At 25.9% G+C, this 17847-nt stretch carries 14 protein-coding genes; 4 read left to right on the plus strand and 10 right to left on the minus strand.

Annotated features, from left to right (window positions below; translation table 11 throughout):
* Positions 1–200 precede the first annotated feature (200 nt).
* Positions 201–1499, plus strand: a complete 1299-nt coding sequence (locus BLV71_RS08180; RefSeq protein WP_093870074.1) for a site-specific integrase — start codon at positions 201–203, stop codon at positions 1497–1499.
* 403 nt (positions 1500–1902) lie between these two features.
* On the opposite strand, the gene BLV71_RS08185 is transcribed toward BLV71_RS08180, so the two are convergent.
* The 4 genes from BLV71_RS08185 to BLV71_RS08200 all read right to left on the minus strand — a co-directional run bounded on the left by BLV71_RS08185 (position 1903) and on the right by BLV71_RS08200 (position 9016).
* Positions 1903–2295 (minus strand): hypothetical protein, encoded by a 393-nt coding sequence (locus tag BLV71_RS08185; protein WP_093870075.1) that lies wholly within the window; start codon positions 2293–2295, stop codon positions 1903–1905.
* A 67-nt stretch (positions 2296–2362) separates the two neighbouring features.
* A complete protein-coding gene (locus BLV71_RS08190) occupies positions 2363–2848 on the minus strand; it encodes a hypothetical protein (RefSeq protein WP_093870076.1) in 486 nt (161 codons plus the stop codon).
* A gap of 5 nt (positions 2849–2853) precedes the next feature.
* Entirely contained in the window at positions 2854–7266 is a 4413-nt protein-coding gene (locus BLV71_RS08195) for a hypothetical protein (RefSeq protein ID WP_093870077.1), read from the minus strand.
* Between the two features lie 4 nt (positions 7267–7270).
* Positions 7271–9016 (minus strand): hypothetical protein, encoded by a 1746-nt coding sequence (locus BLV71_RS08200; RefSeq protein ID WP_093870078.1) that lies wholly within the window; start codon positions 9014–9016, stop codon positions 7271–7273.
* Positions 9017–10016: 1000 nt separating this feature from the next.
* Between BLV71_RS08200 and BLV71_RS08205 the strand changes: the two genes are divergently transcribed.
* Positions 10017–10241, plus strand: a complete 225-nt coding sequence (locus tag BLV71_RS08205) for a hypothetical protein (RefSeq protein WP_093870079.1) — start codon at positions 10017–10019, stop codon at positions 10239–10241.
* Between the two features lie 93 nt (positions 10242–10334).
* On the opposite strand, the gene BLV71_RS08210 is transcribed toward BLV71_RS08205, so the two are convergent.
* Positions 10335–12596 carry a hypothetical protein gene (locus tag BLV71_RS08210; RefSeq protein WP_093870080.1) on the minus strand — a complete coding sequence of 754 codons (2262 nt, stop codon included), beginning with the start codon at positions 12594–12596 and terminating at the stop codon, positions 10335–10337.
* A 353-nt stretch (positions 12597–12949) separates the two neighbouring features.
* Here BLV71_RS08210 and BLV71_RS08215 point away from each other — a divergent pair, with 353 nt between their 5' ends.
* Together BLV71_RS08215 and BLV71_RS08220 are read left to right on the plus strand one after the other, a co-directional pair.
* The gene (locus BLV71_RS08215; RefSeq protein WP_093870081.1) at positions 12950–13159 is read left to right on the plus strand and encodes a site-specific integrase; all 210 of its coding nucleotides are present in this window, start codon (positions 12950–12952) and stop codon (positions 13157–13159) included.
* Positions 13160–13264: 105 nt separating this feature from the next.
* The gene (locus tag BLV71_RS08220; protein ID WP_093870082.1) at positions 13265–14020 is read left to right on the plus strand and encodes a hypothetical protein; all 756 of its coding nucleotides are present in this window, start codon (positions 13265–13267) and stop codon (positions 14018–14020) included.
* 167 nt (positions 14021–14187) lie between these two features.
* Here the strand turns inward: BLV71_RS08220 and BLV71_RS08225 are convergent, their stop codons facing one another.
* From BLV71_RS08225 to BLV71_RS08245, 5 genes are read right to left on the minus strand one after another with little or no spacing between them, the layout of a single operon-like run.
* Complete coding sequence (locus BLV71_RS08225) at positions 14188–14463, minus strand: hypothetical protein (protein WP_093870083.1); 276 nt, start codon at positions 14461–14463, stop codon at positions 14188–14190.
* A 32-nt stretch (positions 14464–14495) separates the two neighbouring features.
* Positions 14496–15458 carry a hypothetical protein gene (locus tag BLV71_RS08230; protein ID WP_093870084.1) on the minus strand — a complete coding sequence of 321 codons (963 nt, stop codon included), beginning with the start codon at positions 15456–15458 and terminating at the stop codon, positions 14496–14498.
* Positions 15455–16633: a toll/interleukin-1 receptor domain-containing protein gene (locus tag BLV71_RS08235; protein ID WP_093870085.1), complete on the minus strand. Its 1179-nt coding sequence runs from the start codon at positions 16631–16633 to the stop codon at positions 15455–15457. Before BLV71_RS08235 ends, BLV71_RS08230 begins: the two co-directional genes overlap by 4 nt.
* Before the next feature lie 36 nt (positions 16634–16669).
* Positions 16670–17203, minus strand: a complete 534-nt coding sequence (locus BLV71_RS08240; RefSeq protein ID WP_093870086.1) for a TIR domain-containing protein — start codon at positions 17201–17203, stop codon at positions 16670–16672.
* Between the two features lie 26 nt (positions 17204–17229).
* On the minus strand, positions 17230–17847 hold the full coding sequence (locus BLV71_RS08245; protein ID WP_093870087.1) for a TIR domain-containing protein: 618 nt from the start codon (positions 17845–17847) through the stop codon (positions 17230–17232).

Raw genomic sequence — 17847 nt, forward strand, 5'->3', positions numbered from 1 at the left:
CGAGTACTTAGTTTGTGAATCATTCTAAAACACATTTAATGACAATCGCTGGATTGTCGGTAGTGTCAGTAAATATTAATGCTCTGTCATTAAATAAGATTTAAAATAATTCAGAATTATTCAAACTAAAAACACCCTCTCAAGCACCCTAGTTTGGTACATAATTCGCTTTGTTTTAAACATAATTTAAAATAAAAGCAATGAGCAGTTTAGTATTACAAAGCACACATGGTGTAATTAGATTTAGTTTAAAAGATTCAATTAAAAGTTTAGAATTAACTCCTAAAAAAGAGAGTTTAATTATGTTGCATTTTTCTTCTAAGGGAAGACGCTTTAAAAGAAGTATTGGTTATAAATGTAACTTGAAGAATTGGGATGTAACTAAGCAAAGAGTTAAAACAGGCAAAGGAATGGTTACTAATGCATATGAAGTTAACTCATTTATAGGTAATATTCAATCTTATGCAGAAGGGGAGCTCACTAAAATGAAAAAGGAGAATGGTTCTATAGATGTAAAAATGTTATCATCTTTAATAGAGAAAAGGATAAAAGGAGGAGGTGAAATAGATAGGGATGAAGAGAGAAATAAAGATTTGATTTATTATTCTAAAAAAGTGTTAGAGCAAAAGAAGAGTCAAATTAAAATTGGAACAATAAGATCTTGTAATCAAACAATTAAAATGTTAGAAAAGTATGAGAAATCAAAAGGGTATTTGTTACAGTTTGATGATATTGACTTGTCTTTTTACAGGAGTTTTGTTCAGTTTTTAGAAAAAGAGGGTTATAGTTTAAATAGTGTTGGTAAGCACATCAAGAACCTGAAAGTTTTTCTTAATGATGCTTTAACTAATGGAATTACTGATAATGCAATTTTTAAAAGTAGAAGTTTTAAGGTGTTAAAAGAAACTACAACAGATATTTTTCTCACGAAATCAGAAGTGGGAATTCTAGCTAAAGAAGATTTTAGTTTGAGATCAAAAATAGAATTAGCAAGGGATATTTTTTTAATAGGTTGCCTTACTGGTCAAAGAGTTAGTGATTACAATGGTTTAACTGATGAAAATATTGAAATTATTGATGGTCATAAATTTATTAAGGTGCGTCAGAAAAAAACTGATACAATTATACATATTCCAATTACGTCTAAAATTAAAGAGATAATGAATAGGTATAATGGGAAGTTTCCGCCAAAATTAAGTGAATCAAAATTAAGAGAAAATATAAAATTGGCTTGTAAAAAAATAGGTTTTAAAGATTTAATAACAGTTTCTTATACAAAAGGAGGTCAATTAGTGAAAAAAGTAGTTCCAAAGTATGATTTAGTCAAGACACATACTGCAAGAAGAACATTCTGTACAAATCATTATATAGATCAAAAACCAATTCAAAATATTATGCTTTTTTCTGGTCATAAAACTGAACGAGAATTTTTGAAGTATGTTAGGATTGAAAAAAGAGAGGAGGCTTTACTTGTAATAGAAAGTGGTTTTTTTGATTGATTTTAATTACATCTTTGATAGTTTAAAACAAAATTTCTTACTATCAAAGATGTTTTAACTTGTTTAGTATTCTGTTCCTTTTGCTAAAGTTAAAGACCGAATAAAGTTTTTTAACTTCTCTATATCCTAAATTGATATTCTACTTTAAATAATTATAGGTTAATAATATTAAACCTATGACAGTTTTAAAAGTCTATAAGTAATCTTCAAAAGATAGTTTTTTATTTAGATTTATATCAATACCATGATATTATAAGTTTTAAGTCTTATAAACTATATTTAATTACTCGATTAAAACTAAAGCTTTTCTTAACAAAATACGAAACACTTAAAACCAATCATTTTAATATGTTTTAATGAAAGTATTTTCTTAAAATATTTCCGATTTTGTTTAATTCTTTATCTAAATAGTAATTGTATGAACTTCTAAAAAGCCTTCGGTTGTTTCTGAAAAAGCTTGGTGCCAAGGAGAAGTGTCACTATCTAATAGTCCAATGCAACCCAAAGTACCTAGTGTATTACCATCTGGATGTACCCCAAGTTCTGTTCGATTAGTGGAAAACTGTGGTTGCAAAAACTGAAACCAGCATTTGTTTAATGAATCACAATAGGCATGATTATTTGGTGAGCGTTCATTTAAATCATATTTTCTAAATTTATACAAACCATCTGGTAAATCTCCATTTCCATGGGGGCCACTTAAAGCTAAGGAATTAAGTCCTTTATTGTTCCAAGTTAAATAACCATATGCTATCCCACCTTCTATTCTGTCTATTGTAAATTTAACATCAATCATATTATCTATTTTTGAAAATTTAAATACTGAACTGTGCAGTATTGACTAAACAGTTTTCTATTTTAAATTAATCTTCTTTTTTCTTATAAGTATAAATCCTTTTGGAAGAGTCATCTTTACATATCTCAAGAGAATCAGTTACTATGTATTTTTCCATATTTACCATAGCTTTAGTTTCCGTGCATGATCCATTATATCGAAAAACAAAGTGCACATCTTTTAATGAGCCACAATTAGTTTCCCTAATAAAAATAGCCTGAAAGTTGTCCGAATATAACAATGAAGGGCATTTATCTGTAGCTATTTCTGCTTTCTTTGAATCACATTTTTCATTCCAGCATTTTTCTGCTTCCTTTTTTGTTAAAGGACCACAAATAAGTTTATAATTATTAGCTCCTGATATTTTTTTACCCCAATGTACATCAGGACAAGTTCCTCTAGTTTTGTGTTTAAATACATACCAATTTTTTTCGTTTGGATCATTTAATTTAGTCTCTTTTTTACAACTAAAGATAAATACTAAAGCTATTAAAAATAAAAGTGTTTTTTTCATGTTTTCTAAATTTTAAATTTTATATAATTGATTAATCTTAAGCCTTTTATAGGGAGTTGAGAGGAGTCGATGTTTTTTCTATCGAAGTTGTCATGTTGCTCAAACTCTAGTATAACAATCTCTTTAAAATTATCGTTTTTAATTTTATAATTTTTATTGCTGTTAAAATTTAAAGTTTCTGAATCTTGTAATAGTTTTTCATTAAAAAACATATTTTTAACTCGATGCTTAAATTTACAACATAAGTATACTTTTTTTTCTCCTTTTCTAAAATGCTCATTAGTAATAATTATAGTATTTCTATTCTTATTTAAAACGAACTTCTTTGTACTATAAACAGGTAATATTTCTGGTTTTGTTATTTTAGATATTATTGAATTTTTTTCTTTTAATATTTCAAAATATTTATTCTTAAATTCAATATCACTTTTTTTACCATAAGCAATTTTAAAACCCATTAACTTAACAAAGAATGCTTCAAGATTAACTTTTCTAAACTTAGAACTATTGATTGATAATACTATTTGAAACATCTTTAAATCAGTATTATAATATGGTTGGCAAACTAAGATTTTATAAAAACTTTCTCCAATTTTTATATTTTTAATTCCTAATGAAAGAAGTTCATCAATTTTACCTTGTGAGTTAATGTTGTTTGTGTTAATGTATTTTTTAAACTCTTTTTTTAAAGTATTACCCTTATTATCTTTTTCTGTACCATAATTTAAGAATTCATCTATTCTGTTTTCAGATAATTTCCCTCCTTCATTGATTAGTTTAGTAATGTCTTCTCCTAACAAAGAGACATCTCCTGAATTTTCTTCAAACAATTCTTTAAAGTTAGCATCTTTATACTTACCAATAATTAACGCAAATTTATTTTTAACTCCTTCTCTCATAAAATTTTGATTGAACAAAATTCTTATAAGAAACTGCCTTTCATTTGAAATCTTACCTCCTTTACTATTATTTTGAATAGTGTATAATAATAAATCTGTTTCTAATTCAGGAACTTCTGGAATCGTGTTATTAGGAACTATTAAATCTAGTATGTTTTTGCCTTGAGTTCCAATTTCACTTTCAAAAGTTTTATTAGGAAAATAACCTTGAAAGGCAGAAGAAGCAAAAAGTTTAATTCTTTTTTTTCTATAAAAAGGGTGACCTTCATCTTTTATAATTATTTCATTAGGTTCTCTGATTAGGTGAATTTTATTTGCATTATAAGATTGACTTAAAAATTCTAAACCATTTACTTCTATATTATCATTAGGATCCCTGTAAAATTTTATTTTTTTGGGAATGATAATATCCATAATGCTTATTTCTGGATTTATTAATTCATTTAGGACACAACATTCACATAAAGTTTTTTGTTTTTCTTTACAATCCTCAAAAATAAAATCTTTATGATATAATTTATATTTATCTAGTTTAGTGTCGTAAATAATATCCATATTCAAAACTCTAAAAACATGATTTTCTTTATAAACATCATCTTGTTGGCTATAATATTTTTCAACTTTAAACTTTGATACAAATGAATTGTACCAAAGCTCAAAGTTATCTTCGTCATTATTTATTTTAATTATTAAGACATCTTTTTCATTAAGTTTTATTCTAAAAATTTCTTGACCAATACTTTTGTTTTTCAGGTATTTGTCCATTTCTTTTTTTGATTCAAAACCTTTTTCTATTGCGTATTTCGTTGTGTTAAAGTAAGTTCCGTAATGAGTTATGCGAATACCAGAATCATTATTTTTTAAAACATACCATCTATCTCTATTGTTCTTTTTTATTTTTAATAATCTGTCATATAACCGAATTCTTAATTTTATTATTTTGGGATACGATTTTGTTTGGAGATTCTCATGTAAACTACCTTCTTTTTGAACAAAAAAGTCTACTGGGTATTCATTTTTTAATAAATCGTTTTTACTGTAATTACTTCTTAAATCACTTAAATTTCCATTGTCTAGATTCAAAGTTTCTGTTTCTTCATAATACTTTATACTTTTGGTAGCGTAATTGTTTGCGTCCTTTAAAAAATATTCTAACCTCCATTTATTTTGATTATTGGAAGTAAACCTTGATACAATTTTATTTAACTTATCAAAATCTATTAAGAATTGATCTGTATACTCAGGTAAAGACGGCTTATCAATAAAAGCAAAGTTTAATGGTTCTCCTATTTTTCCTATACCCCAAGTGTTAGAGGCAAGCAAAATAGAAAAAGCACCCAAAGGAATTTTTTCAATAATAGTTTTATTATCTATAGCAAAACTATTTGTTTTACCTGTTTTTTTAGCTTCAATTTTCACCCCTTTAGCTTTATTATAATAGGGATAAGTTTCTTGTAATGAGAAAATAGCAGTTTTTTTATTTGTTATAATGTTTTCTTTATTGAAATGAAAATACTGAGCTGTAAACAAATCGTTAGGAGAAACTTTAACTTCTTTTATTCTTGGATCTGCTAAGTAGTATATTTTTTTGTCAAGACTTTGGTATTTCCTTATTTCTTTAAGAGATCTTTTCTCTAATTCGATACATCTTTTAATAAATTGATTAATATCATTAGTATTGATTTTTTCTTTACTTAAAAAACCAAGTTGTTTAAATTTTTCCCATGTAATTCTTGGTGGATATAAATATCGTTTTTCACTATTTTCATGCTCTAAAAAATTAACAATCATAGCATTTTTACTATCTACAAAAGAAGTGTTTTCGTTTTCATAATTCTCTTTAGAAATAATAATTGGAGATCCAACATTCTTGTATGGGTATTCTTTGATTAAGAAACTTTTATCAAAAACTTCCGATTTATAATCTTCATAAGATAGAATCTGTTTAGGGAACACTTTGGATTGATTTCTTAATTTCCATTCTTCTTTAGTTTCCAAAAAATAATTGAAAGGTGTTACAGATCTTAAATAAAAGATATATTCGATTCCACATATTAATTGAGGATTATTACTTTTAACAAAAGATTCTTTTACTATAAAATTATCATTTATTAAACATTGTAAGGCATTGTCGTCATTAAACTCAGTAGTAGGTGCTTCATCAAAAGCATCAACTTTACTTTCTATAGATTTTTTTGTAACCCTATTTAATCCTAAGTTTTCTCCTTTCCAAGAAAAAAGTAAGGATGGTAAATATTCATTATCTTCACCTGTTGTGATAGTTGTATTTGGCAACAAATAGTCTGAAGTAATGATTGAGGTATTTTCAATAATTTTATTATTACTATCAAAATACTCCTTCTTAACCATACTTAAACTTTTAAATACACTATCATTACTTCTTATTAAATCTCCATCTTTTTTATATTCTTTTAAAAGAACATTAAATCCAAAAATGTTGTTAATAATAAAAGGGTTTATTATTTTATTATTCTGATTCTGGTCTTTTTTATATTTAACATTAACATATATACCATCATTTTCACTCTCATTATCAGACAACTTTGCTTTATATTTATCATAAAAAGTAACTTCAATCCTTTGACGTTCACTTTCACTTTCACTTCCACTATCAAAATCAGAATAACGTCTGAATGAAGATAAACCAATTTTACTTAGACCATTATAAAATTTATCATCTTTTGTTTTCCATAATTTATATGGATAAGGATTTTCTACTTTAAATTCATCTTGATATATTTTAGAAGTTTTAATTGAGTAAGAGAATTTATAGAGGGAAACCCCTTTATTATCAAAATCATTAAAATCATCGAGACATAATTTAAAAGTTTTTATAATACCATATTTTTTCTCTGCCAAAGTAGGTTCTTCAAGTAGCTTGTTATAAAAAGTTGTAAACTTAATTTGTTTGTCATAATTTCTAAACCTAGAAGAATTATTATTGTTATTGTCTTCAGCATGTTTTTTACCTTCATTTAAAATTTTATCATAATCTTCCTCCTCAATATTTTTTATTTTATCAAATATATCATCATTTTCAATTGAAAAACTATCATACCCGAAAGTATCTGTTGTTCTACTTTGAAAATTAAATTGTTGGACTCTTGTGAAATTATTTGAACCTCTTGTTCTTAAGTTACGAATTTCATTATCATATAAATAAGGTTTAGATCCAATTAATGGAAATGATTTATCTTTATTATTTATAATGTTGATTGAAGTGTCATTTAACTTACTTTTTATTGTGTCTAAAATTCTAGTATAAAAATCTTTAATAAAAATAGGATTCTTAGAATTAGAACTCAAATCATTGAAATTTTTAAACGTTCTTCCTCCAAAGTCAATCTTTTCAAAACCTGTGCCAGGAGATGTTGAAATACCTACTGCCATAAAGCATTTAAAAATTGCATATACTTTATCTCCGACAACTTCTACTCCATGAGGATAAGCAATTGGTTTAAAATCTAAATGACTTTCAATGATTTTTTCTAACTTCATAACACTAAAAAATAGATTTAAAATATTCTATATCTCTTTGTTCTTTATCTTTTACTATGAATTCCTCTTCTGACTTCTCACAAGAAACTTCTTTACCTCCAACAATTATGGAGTTTAATTTAAAGTTTTTTGAAGGCTGATTGTATTTATACGTAATTACTTTAGAATTGGACTTATTTTTTTCGTTACTTATAAGTTTAAAATCCTTGAACAAATACTCATCACCTTTAGAATCTTTATTAGATGATACTGAGATATAGATTGCTTCATTCGACAATCTTTCTTCAAAAATGTTTGAGTCAATATATTCAAGCTTATGAATTCTAAGAGTTTGTTTTAGTTGTTCTGCGCTATCACTTTTTTCTTTAGCTCCATATATGGTTTTTTTCATTCTAGCTTTAACTTTTAAAGTAAAGAAACTGGAAAACCTTTTCTTAAAAGTAATTATACAAACCCCGTCTAAACGATTTCCGTCACCTTCTAATCCTAAATAAAATGAAGCTGAAGCTGAAAAAATTCCTAAAATGCTAAACTTACCAACACATAATATATAGGCTTTTATTTGATAGTTACCATAATAACGCTTAATGTAAATACCACCAACTAAATAAGCAACCCCTTTTGCTACACCTCCAATATCAGCTTGATAAATAGCTCCAAATTCTAGAACAACTATTAACCCTACAATACCTTGCTTTGGCTCTACAATTATGTTGAAATAACCTTGCCCTCCAAAAGCTAAATAAATCAATCCAAATTTATTTAATGGAGACCCTAAACCGAATTGTAATTGTAAAGATTTATTTGGGTCAAAAGGGAGAGTTAAAAGAGCTGAAAAAGAAATGTTGAAAAATTTAAACGGTGCAGCATCAATTGTAAATGGAGGTAAAATATAATTTACCATTGCACCAGAAGAGTTTACCTCAAATATAAGGTTGTTGCTTATGCCGTTTAAATACTCTTGAATTGCTGAAACAAAACTTAAACAACCTGCAAATTGAACATCTCTAATTTTTACTTGAAAATCATCTTTTACATCGGAACCAGAAATAAACCTAATTTTTTCAAAATCTACATAGATTAATTTCAAAAAACCTATTTGAAAATCTACAAAAGTTGTATCTGTTAAAAATGATTGCTTTGATAATACAGGAGAAGCACCTAAAGAAGGAATATTGAATTCAAGTGAATAATTAACATTTACTGATAGCTCAGTATCTCTAGTAGGAACAAAAGAAATTATACCTAAGTCAATATTATTAAAATTCTTTGTTTTAAACTGATAGTTTAATTTTTGAGTTGTTGCCTCTTGTAATTTTTCTTTAAACTCTCTAATTTCTTTTACAAATTTTTGAACCTTAAGGTTTCTTGGGTCATTTTGTAAAACTTTTATTTGTTTTTGATATTCATTATCTAATTCTTTTTTCTTTCGATCAAAGAAGCCTTTAATTTGCTCTTCTTTATCTTTTAATATATTTTTCTCATTTTCTAAATTAATCTTTAACTTTTCTAATTCTAAATTAATTTGTTGTTCAAATTTGTAATATGCTAAAATGCCAGTGGTTATCTTATTGAAAGTTTTATTCACTTCACTTTTATATTTTTCTGAAAAATCAGATTGATCTAATTTTTTAAAAATATTTGTTTTCTCTTTTTCAATAGTTTTTTTAATAATTATTATTTTAGGTTTAATCTTATCGTCAACTTCTTTTAAAATCTTATCTAAGTCACTTAATAAGGCACCTTTCAAATCATCTGAAATTTTATTTAATTGATTGTCATTAATTAAGAAGTCTGTTTTTAAAGAATCATAATAATTTTTATAAAACTCATATTTTTTAAAATAAACATCAATTTTTTTAATATTTTCAAAGTATATATCTATTTCTGAAGAATTTTTCTCTAGAGTTTTTTGTAGTATAGTACTGTATTTATCAAGTGTTTTTTCTGTCTTTAGAGAGACTTCATTTTCTAATCTTTTATAATTAGTAAGGTTCAGTTTTTTAAAATATTTAGATGCTTTTTCAACTCCTGTTATAAAAGCTAAATAATTCTTATTCCATACATCACTTAAGGTTTTTGTTTCCTCACTTGATTCTAGTGCTATTTCTTTCTTAAGCTCTCTTAATTCATCTAAAAATAGTTCGTAAACAAGCTTTGAATTATATTTTTTTTCAATAAGTTTCTTCTCTTCTTCATTTGAATTTTTAATTATGTCATTTGATTTTCTAATTACATATAAAAATCTGTAAAAAATATAACTAGAAAAGATATTTATTAATTCTTTCTCAGGTTTAAAACTTTTTAATAAGCCTTTTATATTGTTTTTAAATAAGATTAATTTTTTCTCTAACTTTTCTTTCTCATCAGACGTTGGAAAAACTGGATAATAATCTGTAAATTTTATTTCATCTAGATTTTTATTAAAGTTTTTAAGTAAATTTTCATCTAATCTTTTTATAAACTTTTCTTTTAAGTTATTGCCAATTTCCTCAAGTTTGTCTGTCTCTTGGATAATATTGTATACTTGTTCTAGACCACTTTCGTATTTAGATAATAAATCATTTTGTCTAAGTATGTTATTTACTTGTCCCTTAAGTTCTTTTTTTACTTTCTTAAAATCATTAGAAATATTATCACTTATAAGAGATTTACTTTTATTTATGTCATCTTTTATTTTTTTAATCTCATTTTCAAGATTCTCATATTCAACAGTCCATTTGTCATAAATACTTTTTAAACTTTCAAATTTGTCTTTAATATTATCGAATGCTTTGTCTGCGTCTTTAATAAAATTAAAAGCGGGTAGTTCATCAATTCCTAATACTTTACCTACAATGTCTAGTAAGTTAATTCCAAAAATCTCTGCTTCTAATGCTTCAAAAACTGTGTTTGTTTCTATTGAAGATTCTATTGAAACATTTCCTCCCTTTTTTGCAGACTCTTCTAATCTGTTTTTATATTTTTCATTATGACTTTCACTATAAGTTATACCATTGTCTAATACAGAAATATGACTAATAGTAATACCTGGGTTAACAGCACCACCTGAATTTCTATAATTAGTGCTAAAAAAAACCTTTTAAAGGCTCGTTTTCAATAGAAAGAGGGTTTTCATGTAAGCCTTTTTTTAAATTAATTAATTTAAAAAGGAGGTGATATTTATTTTGAGATTTAATATCAAAATCATTAAAAGATGAATTATCTTTTCTTTCCCAAAAAGATTTTGTTAAAGCAACATTTCTATAAACATCTTTTCCTTCAATTTGGCTTATTTGAGGGATAACAACCTCAGCATGGTGTAAAAAAGGAATTAAAGGGTATTTTGCACTAAAAGGGTCTAAAGAAATGTCATTTTCATCACAATCTAATTCCTTGTAATCTTCAGGCACCTTTTCAATTACAATTTTTTCAGGGGCTTCAGAAAACAGAAATATGTTTCTTGTTTTAAAACTAGCATTATTAGATTTTGGGTTAACTAAATATTCCCCCTCAAACTCTGTTTGAAGTGTCGTTATATCTGCGTAGGTAATTTCATTGTCAATTTTAATGCTGTAGTGATTAATTAAATTTAAATTAGGAGAATTTATTTTATTTCTTATAGCTTTTAATAATTTTTGAATATTGTTTTTACTATTGAAATTTCTTGTTACTTCATAAGTATATTTATTATCACATTTACTATTTGGTTTTCCTTTAATTAATTGACAGTTTGGATTCAAGTTACCAATGTGACGAATATCTATATCTTTATTACTATTGGTGTCATATTTAAACTCGGTATTCTTATCGCATTTAAAAACATACTCTCCAGATTTAATATTGTAGGATTCTGCAGAAATAAAAATCATTTTAGAATAAAAAATATGCTCTTTCCCTTTTTTGTCTACGCCAATATATTTGAACTCTAAATCATTCTTTAATTTAAAATCAGAGGATATATTTTTATTGCAAAATTTATTTAAATCTTCTTTTTGGACATGGTATGTAGAGTCTCCAAGTTTAACAGGTGTAAAGTATGCGCCTTTTGTTAACGTCTTAATTTTAACAAAACTCGTTTTACCTATTATTTGAGAATTTATTAATTCCTTTTCAAACTCTAGGTAAGAAATATAATACCTTAATAGTAGAAAAGATTTACCCTCTTTAAACTTTCTTTCTGCAACAGTAGAAATTAAAAGCTTTAACCCAGTAAAAACGTCTATAGCCCTAAACGTAACAGAGACATAATTATCTCTCGCATATTTAATATGTTGTTCCCAACTGACGATAGTTGTATTTTCAATTGGTTGTTCATTTTTATATTTTAATTTAGTTGATGTTCCTAAAGCAGAAATTTTGAAAAAATTAGATACAACATCCCTTTTACTATAAGGAAGCATCGTTAATTCATTAAGTTCTTTTCTATGAGACGGGTAAGGAAGTAATTTTATGTGAGATTCATCCTCATGTTTAACATCATTATCAATAGCTTTTTGACTTTCATAATCTACTACTTTAAAACGTGGAGGATAACTATTCCCATTAATAGATTGGAACTTTAATTGATTCTCCCAAATATTATTTAAAGAATAAAAAGATGAACCTTTTTTAGAATGTTCTAATAGATTTAGATTTATATTAGAACTAAAGGAAAATTCACCAATTTGTCTTTCAAATTTGTAACCTTGTTTTGGTTCACTAATAGGAGAGAGAAACATTTTATAAGGTGCCTCGAAAGTAGAAAAATATTGAATTTCATCATTTTCGTTTTTATATGATAAAGGAAGGTTTTTAAGTTTTTCTTCATTACCTTGAAAATGTTCTTTTATGTTACATAATAATTCTCTTTTTTCTCTTAAATTAAGACTTGAAAGCTGCCCTTTAGAATTTTTTAGATGATCTAACGTAACTAGCTCAAAATTATTTTTCCAATCTAATATGTAAGATTCATTAATTCTGAATCTTTTTTTGTTTTCAACATTTTTAAGAACTAACCAAGAACTTCCAGATAAAAAAGATTTTTTTCTGTTTTTAAGCTGACCATCTTTATCTGCTAAACTAGTAACAAGTTCTTCAGCTATATGTTGAGAAGGTAATTGCACAAACATATAAAATCCTTTTTCAGCAATTAGTTTCCTTTTGTTCTTTAACTTTACATTATACAAATGAATTTTTAAATGAAGTAAATCACTTTGTCTAATTAAATCAATTAAAATTGGTTTTTGAGATGAATCAAAATTTATAAGGTTTTCGAAAAGGGATTTTGCAAATGTTGAATTAATAGAGCTTAGCGCTCCTAGAGAACCTAAAGCTGAGTTTTTTATAAAATTCCTTCTATTTAAAGCCAATTCGTATTTAGTTGATTAATTGTGTTCTAAAAATAAATAAACTTTCTAAGTTATAAAATACCTAGTAATAGGTATTTATATCAATTGAATGAAGTTTGTAATAAATTAAAAGAAATCAACAGATGTAGGAGGAATTCTTTTGGTTTTTAAAGTAGTTTTCTGTTTTAAATATATTTAATACCCCTCTTTATAAAAACATTACTAGTTGAAGAATAGTATTCTTTATATTTCTTAGTAATTTTTTAAATGAGGGTAAAAGTAGGAAGTAAAACAGAAATTTAGTATATAATTGAGCTGTCAAGATTTTCAGTCATAAGAAACCTGTATTAATAGTGCTTTACGACAATTTCAAAATGGTCGATGAAGGAGTTACAAAGTATGATTTAGTCAAGACACATACTGCAAGAAGAACATTCTGTACAAATCATTATATCGATCAAAAACCAATTCAAAATATTATGCTTTTTTCTGGTCATAAAACAGAGCGAGAGTTTTTGAAGTATGTTAGGATTGAAAAAAGAGAGGAGGCTTTACTAGTAATAGAAAGTGGTTTTTTTGATTAGTTTTTACAAAAAAAATCAACCTAGTTAGCACCTGAAAAAGATAGAGTAACTATTTCTTTAGATAAGGTACTTTTATTTAAATTTACTGGGGCTAAAATAAATCTTATGAAAAAAAAAGAAGAATTACTATTGTTGTTTGATAAAGAAGTTACTTTTAGGAAATTAATTCCAAAAAAAAGTTCTTGGTTAATTAAAGCTACGTTTAATAATGGGTTTAAGCTTATATTTCTAGTTCTTATATTTGTTTTAACCCTTTTTTTAGGTAATGCTATTTTTAATCCTTTTCCTTCCAGTTATACCAAAATTAATAATTATTTAAACCTAATTATTTTAGTGACCACTGGAGCTATTTTCATTTATGCGTTAATAGATGAGTATCTAACATCTTGGTTGATAGAAAAATACAATAAAAAATATCTTTCAGGTAAAAGTTATAAAAAAGAAAAACATTTAATCTTTAGAGAAATTCAATCTGATTATCTCCTGTCAGATTTCTTTAAAGATATTGATAGACTAAAAGTAAAGAAGATTAGAAAAGAACTAAAAGAGGATTTAAAAACATTTTCTAATGTTTTTAATATGTCAGAGTCAACATTTGCAATCTTACTTGTTCCTTTAGGTTTAGCTATATTACAATGGTATTTTGAAAAAGTTAAATTAATTCAAGATTATAGGGTAGTATACGTATATGCAATAATATATTTACTATTAATACTTGCTGTTTTTTTTACTTTTAAAAGTATTAAAAACACATATTATTTAGCTAAAAAAGAAAAACATAAAAGATTAATTTATATTTTGAAACTTTTAGAGAAGAAGATTAGGGAAAGGGAGATCTGTGAAAAAAAAAGGAGAAATTAATTTAACTGTTGATTACTTCAATAAAAGTAGTTGTAACTTCATTATAACAATGATTTACCTTTAAAATATTTTGTCAGATTCTATTAAAACTTTTATTAGTTACTTAAATGTTTGAAAATTATTTTTGACATACTCCTCTGTGATCTTAATAGTTTCATTACTGTTTGTTAATAACCATACTCGTCATAAAACTCTTCATCTTCACCCTCCTCAATATAAATCCTTCCATCGCCTTGTCCATATATTTCATCAGGAAATTCTACTACTAAGTTTTTAATTTCATTTTTATTTATTTTAATAGAATCAAATAAGACATAAACTTTATTACTTAAATCTTCAGTCAGGTATTTACCTTCAATCTCAAATATTTTCTTTTTATAAATAAAAGCGACTTTTCTATTGCTTTTATAATTTTTCTCTAAACTACAGCTGATTATAATCAAAACGATTAAAACTAATATTTTTTAACCATCTTTTACTTGTTTTTTTTCATCAACCCTTTCATTATTAAAAATATAATTTCAGTTGTATGAGTTGTTGTAAATAAACGTTTGTTCTCCTCAATTGTTAAACCGTTATTCTGACTTAACCTTTCTAATGAATAATTATTTAAAAAATCTATACAATCATCGTAATCTATTTTTCTATCATTAACTTTATTATTGTAAAAACTCATAAATTCTCTATAAGAGTTATTTGTTTCTGATTGCCATTTAAGGGTAAGTTCTTTAGGATTTTTACCTTGAATACCTTCAATTATTCTTTTTGTTATTCCTCCAAATAAACCAACAAAATATACAGGAATATCTTTTTTCAAAGAAAGTAAAGCTTCTTCGAGTAAACCAGGATACTTTCCTTTAAAATTACTCATTGACCCTCCTGTAAAAATTCTGGCATTGGTCATCTTTGTCATCTCTAATCTCATTTTAGTTAGGCTTTCAGCCCAAATAAAAAGATTGTCAAATGTATTAGGGATATAAAACTTTGACTCATCTATATCCAATTTATTAGGAGGTTGAACTTTAATTATATCGACTCGGTTTCTTTTAAAATCTAATCTATCACTTTCTAATAGTTTTGTGTGAATAGGAAAACTAAAAAAATTAACATAAAACTTTTTATTAGCTTCATTTGAAGGTCTATATTGATAGACTAAATCAGAAAAAAGTCTAGTATACCCTCCATTTCTTAAATCTCCTCCATATATTAATTTACTTCCATGAATAATCAAATATCTTGTTATTTCAATAATAAGAGATCTTTGATGCTCAATAGAATAACCCAACTCCTCTATCTCTGAACTATCACTTATGGAAATACCAACGCTTAGGTTTTTAAAAAGATGAATTTCTTTTTCTTTAGCTACCTCTTTTATTTCTTGTGCTACAAATTTATCTAGGTCTTTATTTGTTATGTTTTTTTTATTCTCTTTTTTCATTGTCTAGGAATATAAGTTGGAAGCATTAACGGTGTTATAAACTTAATATCATTATCTACATCATTTAAAAGATTCAGCTCTTCGATTCCAATTGGAGGATCTGGATATAAAACAACAAAAGGTTTAACATTTTTATTTTCTTTCTTGACATTTTCAATATCTATATAATTAAAAAGTTCAGGAGCTTTAGGAAGTATAATACAGCTATATTCTTCTTTTAATTCGTACATGTCAACTATACTTTTCAAATACAATTCATTGTATTTATCGCTAATTACTTGAGCTAGAATTAAATTTATAATTTCTTCAAAATTATTATTCCATATTATTGTGGGAAAGTTTCCACTATAAGGAAAACTTCTTCTTTCTCCTTTTTTTAGATTATTAACAGCAATAATTGGGCAACGATACCTTTTTGCAATTATAACTTCCTTTCTACACCATTTTCGATTTGAATATTCATCTGTATTGAACAAAATAAATGCAGAAGAATTAATATTCTTTTTTATTTCTTCTTCAAAAAGATGCCCATCAGCAATACTATTAGCGTCAAAGAATTTATCTAATTTGGTATTCTCATCAATATAATCCTTGAATTTTTTTGCTAAATCTAACCCATCAGCTTTCGCATGAGAAAGGAAAAGCTTAATGGGTGGATCGCTATTTTTTTCAGCATCAATTAGTTCATCAATTTTGAAAATAAATTTAGATATACTTTCTAATAATTTATATTTGATAATCTTATTATTTATCTTAAAATCATTTCCAATCGTTGGAGTTTTTTGCTCTGTTTTAATAAATTGAATTCTACTTAGGAGCTCTTCGTTAAAATAGGATGAATATTCACTAAAAGAAATAGGAAATACTCTTGCACTCGCAGGTTTATTTTCAAGTAGCGTATTAATTTCCGAAGACCATTTTGGATCATCAAACATATATTGATCTACTAAAATAACTAATGCATTCCTATTTGATTCCGAATAAGGTATTTTAAGAAAGATCTCATTCTTGTAAGAAGATGTTCTAAAATTTACAGGAATATTATATTTAGCATGAGTAGCATGATCATTATCTCCGCTATATGTTTTATAAATACTTTGAGCATATTTTGCACCTTCTTTAAATTTGGGATGCCAAATTACATAGATTGAAAGTGGGCTTTTGAATTTTTTCATTTACAAAAATATTTGGTTAATACATGTATTCTTATTTTAAATTTTAAAACCTAAAAAGTTCAAATAGTTTCTATCTACTTTTTCTAAAGTGTTTTTAATTTTATGCGTTGTATTATCTCGTTTCCAAATTGCATAATTAATTTTACTCTCTAAATCCCTTTCTATATTTCTCCAATTCATAGAGACTGCATAACCTGAATCAATATTTTGCTGAAGACGTTCAGGAATAGAATGACTTTTTGTAGGTAGATAAATTGCCAACAATCCTTTGGGTTTAAAAGATTTTAGAGGGTTTTTATTATTCTTGTAGCCTCTTAATGAAGCCCAGATTTCCCAATCAATCCATTTTCTATGACCTGTCATTTCCCCTATTAATATTATAGTAACTGAACAAGACCGCATTTTTTCTCTAATGATTTGATATATCTTTTCATCAGTTAAACTTGAAATATTCTCTTTTAGAGAATAATCAGCTATTCTCATGCCTTCTTTGGAACTTCTTAAAATCTTGACATAACCTTGATCATATTCATGGTGATAACTTAAAAAATAATTTCTTTTTTTTCTCATTAAATACTAACTTTAACCCTTCTCTATTAAGAATTTGCTCTTCTCATTTTCCTACTCAAATCATAATCACAATTTTGTCTATCAATAAATGTTTTATCTATTAAGAAACGTAGTATTTCAATATTAGATGCAATTTTACTCCAATTGACAACTGATATTTTCACATTATCTTTTAACAGGTTATCTATGATTCTTGCTGGCATGTATGGATACCTTCTTTCATATTCACTCCTGTTATCGATGTTTGTCCAAGAGGTATTGCTTGGATAGACTTCTTCCTTTTCTTCAGAATGACTGGCTGTATAATAATTACATCCCGTGCTAGGTAGGTTAATAACTAAAATTCCAGATTTTTTGTTAATTTTTCCATCATACATACTGGAAAAAACTTCCCAATCAATATGTTTTCTATTCTTTGTGTCTGTACCAACTAACAGAATTGTTACTGTAGAATCTTTTAAGTAGTCATCTCTGATAATTTCACGGATTCTCAGATCTTCTAAATCATCACTTATATCTCCTGTATCAACAGATGTATCAATAAAAATATTATGCAAACTATTTAATCGAAGTAATTCCTCTTTATATGCTTGATCATTATAATGATGATAACTTATAAATACTTTATGTTTAGTTCTTCTCAT

Source organism: Tenacibaculum sp. MAR_2010_89 (genome assembly GCF_900105985.1).
Taxonomy (GTDB): domain Bacteria; phylum Bacteroidota; class Bacteroidia; order Flavobacteriales; family Flavobacteriaceae; genus Polaribacter; species Polaribacter halocynthiae.